The 13,510-nt window shown below is 42.4% G+C and carries 24 protein-coding genes; 1 reads left to right on the top strand and 23 read right to left on the bottom strand.

The window, feature by feature from the left end:
* Positions 1-307: 307 nt before the first annotated feature.
* Positions 308-1,201 (top strand): integrase, encoded by an 894-nt coding sequence (locus BP688_RS11420; RefSeq protein WP_290623337.1) that lies wholly within the window; start codon positions 308-310, stop codon positions 1,199-1,201.
* A 17-nt stretch (positions 1,202-1,218) separates the two neighbouring features.
* Here the strand turns inward: BP688_RS11420 and BP688_RS11415 are convergent, their stop codons facing one another.
* From BP688_RS11415 to BP688_RS11305, 23 genes are all read right to left on the bottom strand, one after another.
* Positions 1,219-1,821: a hypothetical protein gene (locus tag BP688_RS11415; RefSeq protein WP_290597114.1), complete on the bottom strand. Its 603-nt coding sequence runs from the start codon at positions 1,819-1,821 to the stop codon at positions 1,219-1,221.
* 21 nt (positions 1,822-1,842) lie between these two features.
* Positions 1,843-2,769, bottom strand: coding sequence for a hypothetical protein (locus BP688_RS11410; RefSeq protein WP_290597113.1), 927 nt, complete (start codon positions 2,767-2,769; stop codon positions 1,843-1,845).
* Between the two features lie 20 nt (positions 2,770-2,789).
* Positions 2,790-3,164, bottom strand: coding sequence for a hypothetical protein (locus BP688_RS11405; protein ID WP_290597112.1), 375 nt, complete (start codon positions 3,162-3,164; stop codon positions 2,790-2,792).
* 9 nt (positions 3,165-3,173) lie between these two features.
* Positions 3,174-3,368 carry a hypothetical protein gene (locus tag BP688_RS11400; RefSeq protein WP_290597111.1) on the bottom strand — a complete coding sequence of 65 codons (195 nt, stop codon included), beginning with the start codon at positions 3,366-3,368 and terminating at the stop codon, positions 3,174-3,176.
* Positions 3,365-3,631, bottom strand: coding sequence for a hypothetical protein (locus BP688_RS11395; RefSeq protein WP_290596913.1), 267 nt, complete (start codon positions 3,629-3,631; stop codon positions 3,365-3,367). The genes BP688_RS11400 and BP688_RS11395 overlap by 4 nt, the downstream gene beginning before the upstream one ends.
* Entirely contained in the window at positions 3,621-3,773 is a 153-nt protein-coding gene (locus tag BP688_RS11390) for a hypothetical protein (RefSeq protein ID WP_290596912.1), read from the bottom strand. Before BP688_RS11390 ends, BP688_RS11395 begins: the two co-directional genes overlap by 11 nt.
* Before the next feature lie 7 nt (positions 3,774-3,780).
* A complete protein-coding gene (locus BP688_RS11385; protein ID WP_290596911.1) occupies positions 3,781-4,077 on the bottom strand; it encodes a hypothetical protein in 297 nt (98 codons plus the stop codon).
* Complete coding sequence (locus BP688_RS11380; RefSeq protein ID WP_290596910.1) at positions 4,074-5,981, bottom strand: hypothetical protein; 1,908 nt, start codon at positions 5,979-5,981, stop codon at positions 4,074-4,076. Before BP688_RS11380 ends, BP688_RS11385 begins: the two co-directional genes overlap by 4 nt.
* A gap of 85 nt (positions 5,982-6,066) precedes the next feature.
* Positions 6,067-7,047 (bottom strand): hypothetical protein, encoded by a 981-nt coding sequence (locus BP688_RS11375; RefSeq protein ID WP_290624667.1) that lies wholly within the window; start codon positions 7,045-7,047, stop codon positions 6,067-6,069.
* 374 nt (positions 7,048-7,421) lie between these two features.
* Positions 7,422-7,562, bottom strand: coding sequence for a hypothetical protein (locus BP688_RS11370; RefSeq protein WP_290624665.1), 141 nt, complete (start codon positions 7,560-7,562; stop codon positions 7,422-7,424).
* A 41-nt stretch (positions 7,563-7,603) separates the two neighbouring features.
* Positions 7,604-7,828 (bottom strand): hypothetical protein, encoded by a 225-nt coding sequence (locus BP688_RS11365; protein WP_290624663.1) that lies wholly within the window; start codon positions 7,826-7,828, stop codon positions 7,604-7,606.
* Entirely contained in the window at positions 7,825-8,100 is a 276-nt protein-coding gene (locus BP688_RS11360) for a BrnT family toxin (protein ID WP_290624661.1), read from the bottom strand. The genes BP688_RS11365 and BP688_RS11360 overlap by 4 nt, the downstream gene beginning before the upstream one ends.
* Positions 8,093-8,773, bottom strand: coding sequence for a helicase HerA domain-containing protein (locus BP688_RS11355; RefSeq protein WP_290624659.1), 681 nt, complete (start codon positions 8,771-8,773; stop codon positions 8,093-8,095). Before BP688_RS11355 ends, BP688_RS11360 begins: the two co-directional genes overlap by 8 nt.
* A gap of 45 nt (positions 8,774-8,818) precedes the next feature.
* Complete coding sequence (locus tag BP688_RS11350; protein ID WP_290597899.1) at positions 8,819-9,412, bottom strand: hypothetical protein; 594 nt, start codon at positions 9,410-9,412, stop codon at positions 8,819-8,821.
* A complete protein-coding gene (locus tag BP688_RS11345) occupies positions 9,409-9,573 on the bottom strand; it encodes a hypothetical protein (protein WP_290597898.1) in 165 nt (54 codons plus the stop codon). The genes BP688_RS11350 and BP688_RS11345 overlap by 4 nt, the downstream gene beginning before the upstream one ends.
* Before the next feature lie 4 nt (positions 9,574-9,577).
* A complete protein-coding gene (locus BP688_RS11340; RefSeq protein ID WP_290597897.1) occupies positions 9,578-10,093 on the bottom strand; it encodes a hypothetical protein in 516 nt (171 codons plus the stop codon).
* Between the two features lie 152 nt (positions 10,094-10,245).
* The gene (locus BP688_RS11335) at positions 10,246-11,007 is read right to left on the bottom strand and encodes an ATP/GTP-binding protein (RefSeq protein WP_290597896.1); all 762 of its coding nucleotides are present in this window, start codon (positions 11,005-11,007) and stop codon (positions 10,246-10,248) included.
* A gap of 2 nt (positions 11,008-11,009) precedes the next feature.
* A complete protein-coding gene (locus tag BP688_RS11330; RefSeq protein WP_290597895.1) occupies positions 11,010-11,213 on the bottom strand; it encodes a hypothetical protein in 204 nt (67 codons plus the stop codon).
* Complete coding sequence (locus BP688_RS11325) at positions 11,213-11,572, bottom strand: hypothetical protein (RefSeq protein WP_290624657.1); 360 nt, start codon at positions 11,570-11,572, stop codon at positions 11,213-11,215. The genes BP688_RS11330 and BP688_RS11325 overlap by 1 nt, the downstream gene beginning before the upstream one ends.
* A 431-nt stretch (positions 11,573-12,003) precedes the next feature.
* Entirely contained in the window at positions 12,004-12,150 is a 147-nt protein-coding gene (locus BP688_RS11320) for a hypothetical protein (RefSeq protein WP_290597894.1), read from the bottom strand.
* A gap of 6 nt (positions 12,151-12,156) precedes the next feature.
* Positions 12,157-12,381, bottom strand: a complete 225-nt coding sequence (locus BP688_RS11315) for a hypothetical protein (protein ID WP_290597893.1) — start codon at positions 12,379-12,381, stop codon at positions 12,157-12,159.
* A complete protein-coding gene (locus tag BP688_RS11310) occupies positions 12,374-13,051 on the bottom strand; it encodes a hypothetical protein (protein WP_290624656.1) in 678 nt (225 codons plus the stop codon). Before BP688_RS11310 ends, BP688_RS11315 begins: the two co-directional genes overlap by 8 nt.
* Positions 13,048-13,332 (bottom strand): hypothetical protein, encoded by a 285-nt coding sequence (locus BP688_RS11305; protein WP_290624654.1) that lies wholly within the window; start codon positions 13,330-13,332, stop codon positions 13,048-13,050. The genes BP688_RS11310 and BP688_RS11305 overlap by 4 nt, the downstream gene beginning before the upstream one ends.
* Positions 13,333-13,510 lie beyond the last annotated feature (178 nt).

Here is a 13,510-nt window from a genome sequence, read left to right as displayed (position 1 = left end):
GGAAGAATTATATTTATCCCAACCCCTACGCAGTATACTGTGAAAAGGAGAAATAATTAGGCCAGCCTACGATAAGACGGAAAAACGAACCGCAATAAACCGAGATCACATATTACCCTTTCTGAGGAGAGTTACCAGTGGCTGAAGGAAAACGTCTCTAACATCTCCGATTTCATTGATAGGCTTGTTGAATAGGTAAAACACGGATTGCATTCATGTCCAGCTTACACACAGAAAACAGATGTGCCCGGACCCGGATTTGAACCGGGGACTATGCGGTCTTCAGCCGCACGTAGAAGTTAGTAAAATGGATAAAAACAAAATTGCAGTCCATACAATTAAGTTTGATGAAATAGATAAAACAGATTTCATATTATACTGGACGAGTGAACGGAAACAAAAAACATCAGAGAAAAGAGCCGAGAAGCTATACAAAGTCTTGAACAAAGTCCTAAAAGGAAAAGAAGTCAATCTCGAAAGTCTGAGGGAAGGATTCCACAACACCACAAACAAGAAGGATTACGTTAATGCTGCAAGAGTTTTACTTGAATACTTGAAAGTAAGGAAGCTGATGGATAAATCTGAAGTTGAAGAAATCCTCGAACAACCTTTCCTAACTGTAATCAAATCAAACAAAGTGAGAATTCCGGGAATTGCAACTCCTAAAGCTGATGAGCATGTTGCAGAAGTGTATCAGTGGATCAAGAAAAAATGGAAAGATGAGGAAACAGAGATACTCTACAAACTGATGGTTTACAGTGGAATAAGGCTTGAACACGCATACAGAATGATGAAAACCTTTAACCCTGCAAATCTCGAATTTAATGGTAAGGTTGCAAGATATCCAACTTCTGATGTTTCCACACATATTAAAGGGAGCTTTTACGCCTTCATGCCTGCTGAATTTGCAAAGAAGCTGAGGAGACTTGAACTACCTCTCGATGTTCAAAGCTACGAAAATAGAATCAACCCAAAGCGTTGGAGACCACCTAAAGAGGAATGGCAGAACTCGTGGATAAATGCAAAGAATATCCGAAAATGGTTTGAGAATTTCTGTAAGAGAAATGGTGTTGAAATTCTTTACAGGAAATTCTTCATGGGGCACTCTACAAGAGCAGTTATAGAGCACTACGAACAAATGGAGGATCTGAGCTGGAGCGAATATAGAAAAATCGTTGATAGTTTTCCAATTTCTCCTTAAATTTTTTGAGAAAAAAGTTAATCAAACATTCTGTGGATCTGCCTGAACGTTGCATTTGCTTTCGTTTTCCTCCTCACCGTTATTTGGTAAACTCCATTACCAATCTCTTTTAGCTCAACCTGCTCGTAAACGATTCCATTCGGGCTGATGATTATCGTGTTATTGTAGGAATCAGGGAGGAGGTAAGCCCCAACTATACCATGTTCATTCGTTCTGCCAATCTCCTTGTAGATGTTACCTTTGAACAGCACATCAGCGTTAGGAATTGAAACACCATCTACCCGCCTAACGAAAGCAAGCAAAGCCAATCTATCAACAGCCCTATAGCATCCTATCAATTCTCTTGGAACGCCTTCAAATCGTGGGAAGACTGCAAAGCCATATTTTTGAGCCGTTAGCGTGGTGGGAGGAATAGATGGCAAATCGTTAAGTGTTCTGAAACCATCATGGTTACTCGAAAACGAAAGCAGAAGTTTAGTTCCACCATAAGCATTAGGAGGCTGCCACAGATCAGGAGATTCAAGTATCGCATGTTCAGCAGCATCAAAGCTGTTTAGAGTTGTTACCCCTTCATCGCTGCCATCCAGCCTTTGAACCAAAGCCCCATCAAGTTCGACCATATTTCACCCTTAAAAAATAGGTTAGGCGGTTGGATACTCGAAAGCGTTCTCGTATGGGATGGCAACTGCAAACTTCTCAGATCTATTCGCCGAGTTCACTTCTGCAACGTAGAACTTTCTCGTTACAGCGTTCTCTTCATCGATCCAGCTTATCACATCGCCGATAGCAATTCCCATGTTTTCCTCAACGAAGAACCATCTCTTAGTTTGTGCTGCAACGATGCTCCTTCCAGAATCGTTGAAGTAAAGCGGAAACTCGAAGTAAACTTTCCCGTTTCCTGAACTCTTGATAGCCCCTCTTTCGTGTTGATCGTATAGTTTGGATGCAGTTTCGAGGCTGAAAGGACGGGCACATACGTATGCATATTCACTGCCAGCATTATCGGCTATATCTCGTGGCTGCCAGTTCTGCTTTGTAATCAGGAAGAAATCACTAAGCCCATCGTTATATTCCCTTGCGGCGGCGGGAATATACTCGATTGCAAAGAAGCAGCCGACCGCTCCTCTAGTGCTTTCAGGGTTATAGTTATTGGGGTTTGCGATTACACCTACAACCCCATATTTATCCACCCAATAGCTGATGTTGTAAGTGTTATCTGCATCCATGTAGTTGTTTAGATAGTCATCCGCATAATTTGTTGAATCGTTCCAGTTTTCAAACAGCCCTATCATAACTGAATTGAAGCTCCCTGCCCACATGTGGTTGGCAGAATCCCATTGAGAGCTTAGAACAGCCCTTATTCCAGTTGTTAGTCTCCATGAGGTATCATCATCACTCCGCATGTAAGTTTTCTTGAAGGCCAAGTAGTTGTTAGTCGGAATGTGCCTAAGAGCTATTCCACCACTAACCTGATCATCCGCCGTTTCCCAATCTCCAGTTGCAACCAAATATCCAGCCAACTCAGACAGGAAATCATCTATCGTTTTCGCTCCGGCCACAAACACCATCCTACCACCTCCCTACTTTTTTAACTAAACAAAACCCTCAAACTCCATTTTTGATCTATCTCAGAGCTGTTAACTACAACAACCTTAAACACTTCAAAGTGAACGCCATTCTTGAACTGGATCGCTCCGATCTCTCCTTCTGCAAATAGCCAAAGAGAGTTGTTTCTGAATATCTGAAGCAAAACCCCATCTGGAACGTCAAGGCTGAGATACCTCAGCCTCCTATTTATCTGCAGCTCCCTTTCATAAGATTCTCCAGCCTTCAAGTAAAGGTCTTTTGTAGAATCTGGATACTGCAGGAGCAGATCTTCATCCCCTTCGAGTTTTTGGCTTATTTCAGCAAGCAAAGCCTTTTCTTCAAGAATCTCCCTAAACAGGGTATCAGCATCAACCATACTCCCACCTCACTTCTTATTTTTCTTTTTGAGGAGTTTGTAGAGCATGTAACCAATTATGAGCAGGATGAGCAGGAGATTAAGCAATCTCTGTTTTTCAAGCTCCTCCTGAGCTTTTCTCAGCAGCTCAGGGCAAGTTTCTTCAGTTACAGTTTTTACTTCCCCTTCAGTTTCTTCCATCAACCCAACCTTAACCGCAATCATAGCTTCCTCATCTCCTCCTTAATCCTCTTCCTGATGTTCTCAAGCGTTTTATTCGAAAGATGAGCAATCTTAGAGTTGTTTTTCTTGAAACTCAACCTGTAGAGCAAAAGCAGCCTTCCCCTTGCTGTATTCTTGCTTATTCTCTTTGCTCTGTAATCCCTGATAATAGCCCTGATTATGTTGTAGAAATCCCTTGCAGTATCCAGTCCCCTCTTTCCGAAATCTTTGACTTTCTTTCCGAGATACTTATACTTAGTTGCCATTCAGATCCCTCAATGTGCGATGGTAAGGGCACATCCTTGTTTCAGCCTTCAAGCGGGTTAGCTCTTTATGATTTCGAATGAGAAAGGTATATTGCCCAGCAATCAGCAAATACAACCCTGCAATTGCCAGAACGTCAATCATGCTGCCCTCACCTCCTTAAATTCTTGGCGATGTAGATGAGGATCAGCACGATTGCAGCAAACATCAAAAGCCCCGTGAACTTCTGAGCTGCATCCTTTGCTGTTGAAGCACCCATGCTCCTTATTCCCTCTGAAACACCACGCATGGCAGCATAACCACCAACACCAACTCCAGCCCCCAATGCAGCGGGCTTAGCAAAGGTTTTAACGGTTTCAGATTCCTTGATTGCTTTAACTCCCTTGCCTTCCTTTATGAGCTTTCCTTCTTCTTTCAAAAATTTGAGGAGAGGATTATAGATGCTCATTTCTTCTTCCTCCCCTCTCTTTTCTTATGAAGCAGCTTCTTCAGCTTGGGATATCCGTATTTGTAAGCCCCATAAGCTCCAACTACTCCAACCACAAGGAATGGAAGTGCCCATCCGCTCCTCCTTGCTTCTGCTGCCAAATCTCCAATTACTGGAACTCCTTCGATAGCCCCAAGCACATCCTGAGCAAAATCCTCTGCTGGAGCTACATAATCAGCCCACTGATCTGGAACGTATCCAGCAGGAACATAGCCCCCAGGATAGCCATATTCTGGTGGAAGGTTCTCATATCCTATTGGATATTCTCCCCCTCCGTACTCGGGAGGATAGATGTAATCGTTGTATCCGTATGGATACCCTTCTGGATAACCCTCTGGATAATAACCTCCACCTGCTCCAGCCCATCCAAACAGCCCGTTAAGCCAGTTTATCAGATCCCGCAGGTATGATGTATCTTCTCCGCCTCCTCCTTCTCCTCCACCTCTATCCTGATCTTCAGGAGTTTCTTCAGGAACTGAAGTTAGAGCCATATACGCAAGTGGAATCCCACCAATCGCAAGCGGAACTGCAGCCTTCTTTGCCAGCTTAGCAATAGCTGAACCTTCCTTTCCAGCCTTTCCAGTTATCTTGGCGACTTCAGGGATTTCATCAGCAACTTTGAAAGCCCTAACGGGCTTCATCCTTGCAAACGGATTTCTCAGCTTTGGAAGCTCAAAATGAGGTATTTTTCTTGGGATTCTCAGCCTTCTGAACCCTCTAAATTCTCTTGCTTTTATTTCTTTAATATCTTTGAAAACTCTGAATCTTCTGAACTTTGGAATTTCAGGGAGCTTGATTCTCGGAAATCTGAATCTCTTGGCTTCTTTCAATCCTTTCAGCTCTTTAATTTCTTTCAATTCTTTCCCACTAATCTTACCCAACCTAAACAAACCTTTAACCCAACTCATACTTTCAACCCCCTTACCTAATTTCGCAACTTCTCCAACCTCCTTTCCTGCTTTTGCAAATTTAGCAACCTTCAAGAGTTTGGCACTCTTCAATCCACTCTTGATTAACCCTTTAGCTGCCCATCCAGCAACAGGAATTAGTCCTATTAAGTCAATCCCTGCAAACAGATAATCCTCAGGTTTTTCAGCTCCTTTAGTTAGAACTTTAGCCAAATCAAGTGGCAAAACAAAATCTGCAGCCATCGCTGCCGCTACTTGCGGCAAGCTCCCTTTTTCGTAAATTGCATCCCTCTTCTCAACTATGTTGATTATTGCCTTTCTTGCAGAATCGGTAACAGTGTTGACATCCTGAGGTTTAACTATAGGCTTGTTGTTTATTCTAACTTCAGGAAGTCTGATCTCAGGGAGCTTAGGAGCTTGAAGTTTAACTTCAGGAAGTTTGATCTTGGGAGTTTGAATATTTATCACGTTTTTAGAAACCTGAACTTGAGGAAGCTTAATTGATGGCTTTATCTGAGGCAATTGAGGAGTTTTAACCCTTATCGTGGGCAAGGAATGAGCAGCTTCAGATACTTTTCTAACAACTATGTTAGAAACTTGAGAAACAGTTTTCGGAGTAATTGGCGGGAGTTTTGGTTTTATAGGTGGCATTTTGATTTGTGGGATCTGAGGAGTTGGAATCGTTCTTGGGATCGTTCTTGAAATCGTTCTCTGGAAGTTTCTGAATCCTGAATAAACTGTTCTCCTTGCATGAGTTATTCCAGATCCCACCGTTCTTTGAATGTGGCTAATCCCTGAGCTTACAGTTCTTGGAATACTACTTATCGTTCTCTGAACAGTTCTCTGAACATGGCTGATTCCTGAAGTAACTGAACGAGTAAATGAACTAACTGCCGAACCGATCGTTCTTGAAACTGAAGAAAATGCCGAACTTACAGCTCCAAACAGATCAAACATTGCATCACCCACTAACAACTACTCTAAGCAAAAATCGATCCCAAAAAAGAAAAGATGGAAGTTTTAGCCCTCTGAGGAGCATGGCTTAAGTAGCCTCTACCACCGCCTTATCCACCGCATCCATTACCTTAGTGTTTACTACAAACTCATAGCTCACGTATCTCAGAGTTCCTTCAGCACTTGCCTTAAGGGCAAGCTGATAATCTCCCTTGTTGAACTTCCACGCCCTCACTCCGTAAACATCGTTGGTTATCTCAGCCCCGTAATCCAGCACAACCGTTCCCGTTACGGGATCGGCAAGGAACATGAGCTTCTGATATTCCTTAGCTGTAGCATAATCTATCGTGTAGAGTTCCCTTCTATCTGGAGTAGTGATTATGATTCCGTATTTCTCCACAATGGTATCTGATTCATCCCCGTTGGAATCCTTGAAGGTTATGAAGGCCTTCCTGAGCAGAGTTCCAACTGGGAGTTCCATAACTTCAACAAGCTCGTTAGATGCTGAGAACTTCTTCTCCCTTGCATATATTTTAGGCTCTGCAGCAAGCTCCAGATTTGCCCCATAGGTATTGGCAAATTCGGCAACAGTGAAGATGTTCTCCTCAATGGTTATCTTGATCTCTGCTGAATCAACTACAACGTTCCCTGAATCATCAATTGTATCCTTGAAATCCACGCTCAATTCAAGAGAATCCTTTGTTAGAGCAAGGATATCTCCAGCATCCAGAATGAGCAGGAAATCAAACTCTTTCGTTGCCCCTGCATCGATTGAAACATCAGCATCAACGTTTACAGCCTTGCCCTGATTATCATAGTAGTTTATTACGGCAATATCAGAACCACTCAGGCTGTAGTGGATGTTATTCCCATCCGAAACAACCCTTACCTCTTTCAGAGCATCCAGAACATCTCTCATCTTGCCGCTGAATGCGTTAGCTCCATCGTTATTCTTAAGGGTTAGCTTGCAGTAGAGCAGAATTGCATCAATAACCGCATCGCGGGGCAGATCGATTTTCCTGTTGGTGAGCGTTATTTTCTGGCTGAGAGTTCTCTTCTTGCTATACATCGCCATCCCCCCGTAATTACTTCTTCAGAATGCCTTTCACAATCGCCACAACAAAAGCTCCAGCCATCACAGGGAGTGCATACTCCCAGAACTTTTTCTCAGCCTCCTTTATTCCCGCTCCAATATCCACCATTTTCATCCCCCTCCTTTACTCTTTTTCAGCTCTCCACAAGCTGGTTACAGCTCTCAGCCCCGCAAGGCTGGCAGACAGCCAAAACGGGGCACATCCGATCAGCCCTATAACAACCCATTCGCTCATAATCGTGATTTGCCAAGAAACCTCTTTAATAATTCGTGATGAGCTAAAAAAATAGGAGAAAGGTTATTTACTCTTTTACAGCTCTATTAGAGAAGTTTGACCATGACAAGACGACCTAACGACCTGCCAGCTCTAAAAGCTTCATTATCACATCGTTCATGCTGTAATCTCGCCCTGTTGTTTCCTTAAATTTCTGTTTAAGCTTCTCCAGCTTTTTGTAAGTTCTATCTGCTATAGATATGCTCTTCCAACCCATAACAAAAATAGAATTAAAATGTTTTAAACAATTCGGTAATCTTACTTTCTCGCTCTTGCCCTCCTCCTCAGGTATGGTTTAATGTAAACTCTCTTACCGTTAATCCTGCGGTAGTGGCCTCTTACTTGGATTAAATCATCAACATGAACTGAAACAAACTTTACATCTTTGAATTCAGTTTCCTCTCTTTTCATCCATGGAACATCCTTAAATTCTTCCTCTATCTTCTTTATTTCGTCCTCGCTGTAATGCGGCAATTTCATCATAATCCCTTCCCCCTCTTTCTATAAAGCCTTTTCTCAGAGTTTGTTGCATCCCTCGCTGAGATTACATAATAATCGTTTCTCTCGATTTTTTCGAGTATTACAACCAAAATTCTCCCCCAAGCAGAACCTACAACCATTACTCGTTTTCTATGCTTTTTTATATAGGCTCTCTCGTCATTTACAGCCTCTTCAACCTCTCTTTTGCTAACCCCATGTTTGGCGATATGGTTAAGATTCCACTCATCCCAAATCAATGAATACTTCTTAACCATAGTGCTTCGTCCTCCTGATAACCTCCGATGCCCTTATTATTTTTAATTCATTTGTTTCATGATCGTATTCGAGGCAATCATGCTTCTGCAACTCTTTATTTATCTTCTCAAAATCTGGGATCATCCTTGCTATATACTTAACATCCTGAGGGATCATGAACTTAAAGAGGTAAGTAAGCTTACATTGACTCCACAAGAGTTTGGGGAAGTCCTGAATCCTCTGGGTTATGAAAACGAGGTTTATTCTTGAACTCCTCCCTTCTCTTGCTATAAGCTCTAAAAGCTCATCAGGAACGTGAGGATTAGGGTTGTAGTTGTGGGCTTCCTCAACGAAAACCGTAATCGGCTTTTTTGCTGCAAAGATCGTATCAAGGATAGCACGATAATGTGTTATCAGCTCCTTAGTTTTTGTTCTTTCGGTGGGAATGCAAAGAACCTGATCATAATTGATGAGCCTCCAGTAATCGTATTGAGTGTTTGGCTTAATTTTTAGCAGTTTAAGCTTTTTCAGGGCAACCAGCCCGATGTGGTTTCTTGTTTTAGTATCAAGGATTATGAACCTTCTTCCTGCTTGATAGAGCTTTTCAGCCATCCAGCCAACAAAGTATGACTTTCCGCCCCCTGTTGGAGCAGCAACCATCATGTGAGCATTTTTCATAAACTTGTAGTCCATGATTTCACCCCAAGGAATCCCCAAGGATAAATAAATTAGTGGAAATTAAATTCCAGCAAACTCCTCATACTTGATTTTCTTCAAGTAAGGGCTTTCCTTAATTGCTTGCTCAAGCTGTTTCTGCCTTTCTTCTTCAGCCTCCTTTGCAACCTCTTTTATCTGCTCCCTCTGAGCCTGTTTGATCGTTTTGGGTTTATCGTTCTGCACCTTTCTTTTCTCCTTCTCGTTTTGAGATCTGTAATGCCTAACGATTCCAACCAATGAAGGAGCAACCGCCAAAGCCGTTAATGCTCCACCCGCCAATAAGGCAATGCGGGGATCTTCCATCCCATCTGATTCAGGGAAGTAATACCAGAAAGCCCTATTCAGCAACGGCTTTCCAAAGTTCTCCCATAGCGGCATGTTTACGTTGGGAACGTCAATCCCTTTGCTCTGCAGCTCCTTAGCATGCTGATCGGTAAAGTTGATGCTCATATCAAGCAGTTCTGTAAGGGGATGGGGAGAATCAGGGATTTCAACTTCCTCTCCTTCTCCTTCTCCTTCTTCTCCTTTTCTCTCCTCAACTTTGCCATCAGTGATTTCAAGATCTGCAGTTATATCTTTGCTACTCAATTGCTCAAAGATCTCCTCATCACTCATTCTTTCCCTCCTTTCTTAACTATAAAGTAGATCTGGTAGCCTTCAATCTCCAGCTTGCCCTTAACTCCCTCTCCCTCCAGCTTCTCCCTGATATCTTCTCTTTCCAGCAACTTGTTAAGCTGCTCCATCAAGCCATTGAGAACTTTCAGAGATCCGAGCATGCAATCACCCTAATGCTGAATAAGGATCGAAACCCTGTTCTTCCTCCTGAATATCCATTCCCATATCCCGAACGATCTTCCTGCTTTTTCTTGCTGCAATCCCCCTCAGAATGAAGAACAAGAACAGAATCCCAACTCCGATAAGTATTACTCCTGTGCTAAGTTTAGAACCTACAGCTTTAAGCCCTCCTCTGATTGAAAAGCCCTTTTTCTCCCCGTTCTCTGCTTTATCTTCAGCCTTCTGCCCCTTTTTCTTCCTGCCTTTCTTTTTCTTAGGCTTATCCTCCTTGATCAACTCATTGATTGCTGAATCATCAAGCTCAAAGAAATCATCAACATCTTTCGTTGATTCTGTTGATTCAGATTCATCAACATGTTGATCAACATCAGCTGAATCAACTTCCTCAACTCTTGTTGATTTACATATGCTGCATTGAGGACGTTTAGCTGTAGTTTCCCAAACGTGCCCACAGTTCAAGCAAACAACCCTTTTTGGTTCAGAATCTCCCTCCTCAGCCATGTTGATAAATGTTGATTCAAACCTCTTTAACAATTCGTGGTGAAATCAACGTTGATCAACATCAACATCAACGTTGAACTGAATCAGCTCAACATCAACTTATCAACTATAATCAAGTTAAGGGAGATCCAACCAACAGAGCCTATAAAAAATTAGTGAATCAACTTCTCAACAACAAGGAAATCAATAATTGGCTTAATCAAGTTGATCCGTTCCCACGGATCAGCAGTTTTCAGTTCAATCATTCGATCAACGTATGCTCTTGCAAGCTGCTTAATTGCAAAGGTTTGAACCTCCCTGTAGTGGAGATCCTGAGATCTGAATCCATCATCAACGTTGATTTCAGGGGGTAGGGGATGGACTATTACAACAGCATCATAGATTTTCCCATGCGTTAGCTTCCTGACATTCAAGTAATCTTCCAGTTTGCTGAAATATTCGTTTAGAGCTTTTGAATCCTTGCAGTAAAGGAGAGTAAAGAATTCGTTGCCGAAAAGCGTTCTATCACTAAGAACTATATCGTGCTCATCCATCATAAGTTCTTCCTGTAAATACTGTTCTACCAAGCATCTTTGCTGGAATTCTGCAATTCTGGAGCTTGCCCTCAACTCTGTAAGGTTGTTAAATCCGTATTTCTTCTTAAACTCTCTGAAAACTCCTCTAACGACTTCCTGAACAACTCCAACATCATAGCCTTCCCGTTCAAGAATTTCTGCAAGCTGGTTTACTAATGTGGTTTTTCCTCCTCCTGAAGCACCATCGAAGCCAATTATTATGTTATCTCCTTCTCTTTTAATTTCCCAATGCTTACTAAATTCCTCTGGATTCTCCAGATACAATATGCATTCCTCATCTTCATTCTTCCCCATACAGTGTTGCATGCACCATTCAGATGCATCAACCAAACAGGGCATCTTCAACCCTCCTCCTCTACAGCTTTAACAACAAGCTCCAACTGCTCCAGAATCCACTCTAAGAACTTATTTAGAGCCTGCAATTTCTCTCCCAGTTCCAGAACATCAAGGTAAACGTGAGTTTCACAGCATCCACAGCCTCTCTCAACAAGAGCCAAGCCATCCGAAGTTTCCTCAATCCGTATGAACTCCCGATCCTCAAACATCACATCACCTCGATTCCGTTAAAATGGTTATCTGGAGGGATCTTACCCTCTTTCTCTTCTTCCTCCTCTTCTTCATCCCACCATTCCTGCTTTACTCTGTTTGATTTGTAGCCATGAACTCCCTCTATCCCATAAAAAACGCCATACTTGAACCTGTTATCGAGATCTCTCAGCAGCCCGCCAATTGCAACCGCAACCTCCATTGCCTCAATATCGTTTTGCACCAGCACTTCCAGAACAAGCTTGATTTTCTTCTCCTTATTCCTCCTTAACCTTACCATCCATCTCCCTCCTCCAAAGAATTCAGATCTCCTTTCCAGCCACACATCCTGCAGTATCTGAAATCCCCAACCCCCCACAATGGAGCACCACATCGAGGGCAGACCTTCATTTTCTCAGCCTCCTCAACACAAACTCATCAAGTAGAGCTGCCACCAACCCTATAACAGCCCCAACTACTACACTCATAACCAAGTATGTGGCCTCAACCAAGCTCTCACCCTCCTCTTAGCTCTCAATTCCTCCCAAACCTCCCATTCAATCTCAATAAGGCAGATTCCAAACAAACGAGAATAATGCCTACAATAACGGCAATCAAAACCGCTACACATGCTTATCGACCTCCACGTGGAGACATTCCAAACATAGCCACCCAACAGCCCTGAAAGTAGAGTTCTTGCAATACTGGAACTTCATGTAAATGCGTTTCATCACGCCCCCACAGATTGGGCAATTTTCATGTTTCCCTCTGGTTTTTCCGCCCAAACTCTGTTGGTAAAACAGTATAACGTTACTCATCTTCCTTGGCCTCCTGCAAAACCTCTTCCCTTACCTCTTGCAAACCGACCTTGATCAAGTAGGCCTCGATCAAAGATTCGATGATTACCGTTGCAAATATCAAAATTCCAAACACAACAAGCACGATCTCCATACTCATGGCCTCCTACCTCCTCTTTACCCTCTCCCAAAACGGTATAAGCTCATAGCCCATCTCCTTAAGCTCCTCAACAAAGTTCTCAAGTAGGAACGTTATCAGGTTCTCAATGTTGCCTTTCCCCACGTATTTGGCAGCCTCTGAAGCTTCTTCAAACAGTCTTCTTGGGATAACAACCGAAACCCTCACAGGAGCGTTTTTGATGTTCTCATCTATGTAAAATCGCTTAACCATAGCCCTCCCTCCTTGCTTTCCTGATAATTGATCTAATCGCCTTCTTGCCCAATTCTAACCCAAAATCAGCCAGTCTTTCCTGAACTTCATCTATAGAATCTCCTGCCTCATATCTTTCAGCAGCATAGGCTTTTATGCTGCCTTTACTTCCCTTCTCCTCTTCCTTGCGTTCTTCTATAGGTTTGAATGCTTCCCTGTAAATCCCGTATTTCTCCCTTAGCTCCTCTTTAGGAACGAATTTGCTCAGGTAATCAAGAATCCTATCGGCATTGACTTTCAGAATTAGATCTGTATTGCCTCTTAGCGGTCTTAGGACTCTCACAAATTCGCCATTTATCAGAAAATCGTGCAGATACTTCTTTACCGTTCTCCTATCGATCCCGTAATTGTCGTTTATGTATCTTTTAACGGTGGAGTAAAGAACCTCTGCTGGATAGTTTTTGAGCAACCATACTAACAGCTTGATGTGCTTCTTGTTTGGTTTTGAAACCATGTGCTCAAATTCTTGTGCACGTGCAGGCTGAACATCTTTAAGGTAATGTTCAATAGCCCTGCTTAATTCCTCACCGAGATATTTCCATAGCGTTCCGTATCGGGATAGTACGTAATTCTTGAAGCTTTGCCAAATCTTTTCTTCAACGTGAACGCTTATTTTAACAGGATTCTTCATGAGAACCCTCCTTCAAGAGGAATGATGTTTAATGAAAAATGCAGAATTCTTCCATTTTGCATAAAATTCATGCAACTTTCTTCCATGGAAGAAACCTTTCTTCCTTTCTTCCATTCTGCATAAAATAGATAAAATATAGAAATCGAGTTATGTAGTTTGGAAGAATTCTGCACGAAAATATTTACTCTGAGGGCTTTTTTAGCCCCTATTAGGGTTAGAGTTTCTCGGTGAACACACACATGTTTTGCGACATGCATGAAATTCATGCTTGTTAGTTCCATGCCCTCACCAGAGGGTTCTGGTTCTACTCCTCTTCACCTTTCGATACACTTTTTCGCAAGAAGAAGGGCATTTATCGGCCTCATAGAGTTCTGTGCATCTCTCCTGAGTTATTAGCATCCCATTAAGCTTTTTGCACCTCAACCAGATTTCAGTAGCCGTTTCAATCCCTTTCATTTT

It is taken from the genome of Archaeoglobus sp. UBA230 (genome assembly GCA_002507545.1).
Taxonomy (GTDB): Archaea; Halobacteriota; Archaeoglobi; order Archaeoglobales; family Archaeoglobaceae; genus Archaeoglobus.
The sequence above is the reverse complement of the archived record's forward strand: the minus strand, read 5'-3'. Positions and strand labels throughout refer to the sequence as shown.

Coding starts and splice junctions, on each gene's coding strand:
- BP688_RS11345 (WP_290597898.1), bottom strand. CDS start 9,573: ATGCTCGGATCTCTGAAAGTTCTCAATGGCTTGATGGAGCAGCTTAAC.
- BP688_RS11320 (WP_290597894.1), bottom strand. CDS start 12,150: ATGAGTATGGAGATCGTGCTTGTTGTGTTTGGAATTTTGATATTTGCA.
- BP688_RS11330 (WP_290597895.1), bottom strand. CDS start 11,213: ATGTTTGAGGATCGGGAGTTCATACGGATTGAGGAAACTTCGGATGGC.
- BP688_RS11365 (WP_290624663.1), bottom strand. CDS start 7,828: ATGATGAAATTGCCGCATTACAGCGAGGACGAAATAAAGAAGATAGAG.
- BP688_RS11335 (WP_290597896.1), bottom strand. CDS start 11,007: ATGCCCTGTTTGGTTGATGCATCTGAATGGTGCATGCAACACTGTATG.
- BP688_RS11405 (WP_290597112.1), bottom strand. CDS start 3,164: ATGGTTGATGCTGATACCCTGTTTAGGGAGATTCTTGAAGAAAAGGCT.
- BP688_RS11385 (WP_290596911.1), bottom strand. CDS start 4,077: ATGAGCATCTATAATCCTCTCCTCAAATTTTTGAAAGAAGAAGGAAAG.
- BP688_RS11355 (WP_290624659.1), bottom strand. CDS start 8,773: ATGGACTACAAGTTTATGAAAAATGCTCACATGATGGTTGCTGCTCCA.
- BP688_RS11315 (WP_290597893.1), bottom strand. CDS start 12,381: ATGGTTAAGCGATTTTACATAGATGAGAACATCAAAAACGCTCCTGTG.
- BP688_RS11370 (WP_290624665.1), bottom strand. CDS start 7,562: ATGGGTTGGAAGAGCATATCTATAGCAGATAGAACTTACAAAAAGCTG.
- BP688_RS11395 (WP_290596913.1), bottom strand. CDS start 3,631: ATGGCAACTAAGTATAAGTATCTCGGAAAGAAAGTCAAAGATTTCGGA.
- BP688_RS11380 (WP_290596910.1), bottom strand. CDS start 5,981: ATGTTTGATCTGTTTGGAGCTGTAAGTTCGGCATTTTCTTCAGTTTCA.
- BP688_RS11410 (WP_290597113.1), bottom strand. CDS start 2,769: ATGGTGTTTGTGGCCGGAGCGAAAACGATAGATGATTTCCTGTCTGAG.
- BP688_RS11415 (WP_290597114.1), bottom strand. CDS start 1,821: ATGGTCGAACTTGATGGGGCTTTGGTTCAAAGGCTGGATGGCAGCGAT.
- BP688_RS11360 (WP_290624661.1), bottom strand. CDS start 8,100: ATGGTTAAGAAGTATTCATTGATTTGGGATGAGTGGAATCTTAACCAT.
- BP688_RS11305 (WP_290624654.1), bottom strand. CDS start 13,332: ATGGAACTAACAAGCATGAATTTCATGCATGTCGCAAAACATGTGTGT.
- BP688_RS11375 (WP_290624667.1), bottom strand. CDS start 7,047: ATGTATAGCAAGAAGAGAACTCTCAGCCAGAAAATAACGCTCACCAAC.
- BP688_RS11390 (WP_290596912.1), bottom strand. CDS start 3,773: ATGATTGACGTTCTGGCAATTGCAGGGTTGTATTTGCTGATTGCTGGG.
- BP688_RS11400 (WP_290597111.1), bottom strand. CDS start 3,368: ATGATTGCGGTTAAGGTTGGGTTGATGGAAGAAACTGAAGGGGAAGTA.
- BP688_RS11420 (WP_290623337.1), top strand. CDS start 308: ATGGATAAAAACAAAATTGCAGTCCATACAATTAAGTTTGATGAAATA.
- BP688_RS11310 (WP_290624656.1), bottom strand. CDS start 13,051: ATGAAGAATCCTGTTAAAATAAGCGTTCACGTTGAAGAAAAGATTTGG.
- BP688_RS11350 (WP_290597899.1), bottom strand. CDS start 9,412: ATGAGTGATGAGGAGATCTTTGAGCAATTGAGTAGCAAAGATATAACT.
- BP688_RS11340 (WP_290597897.1), bottom strand. CDS start 10,093: ATGGCTGAGGAGGGAGATTCTGAACCAAAAAGGGTTGTTTGCTTGAAC.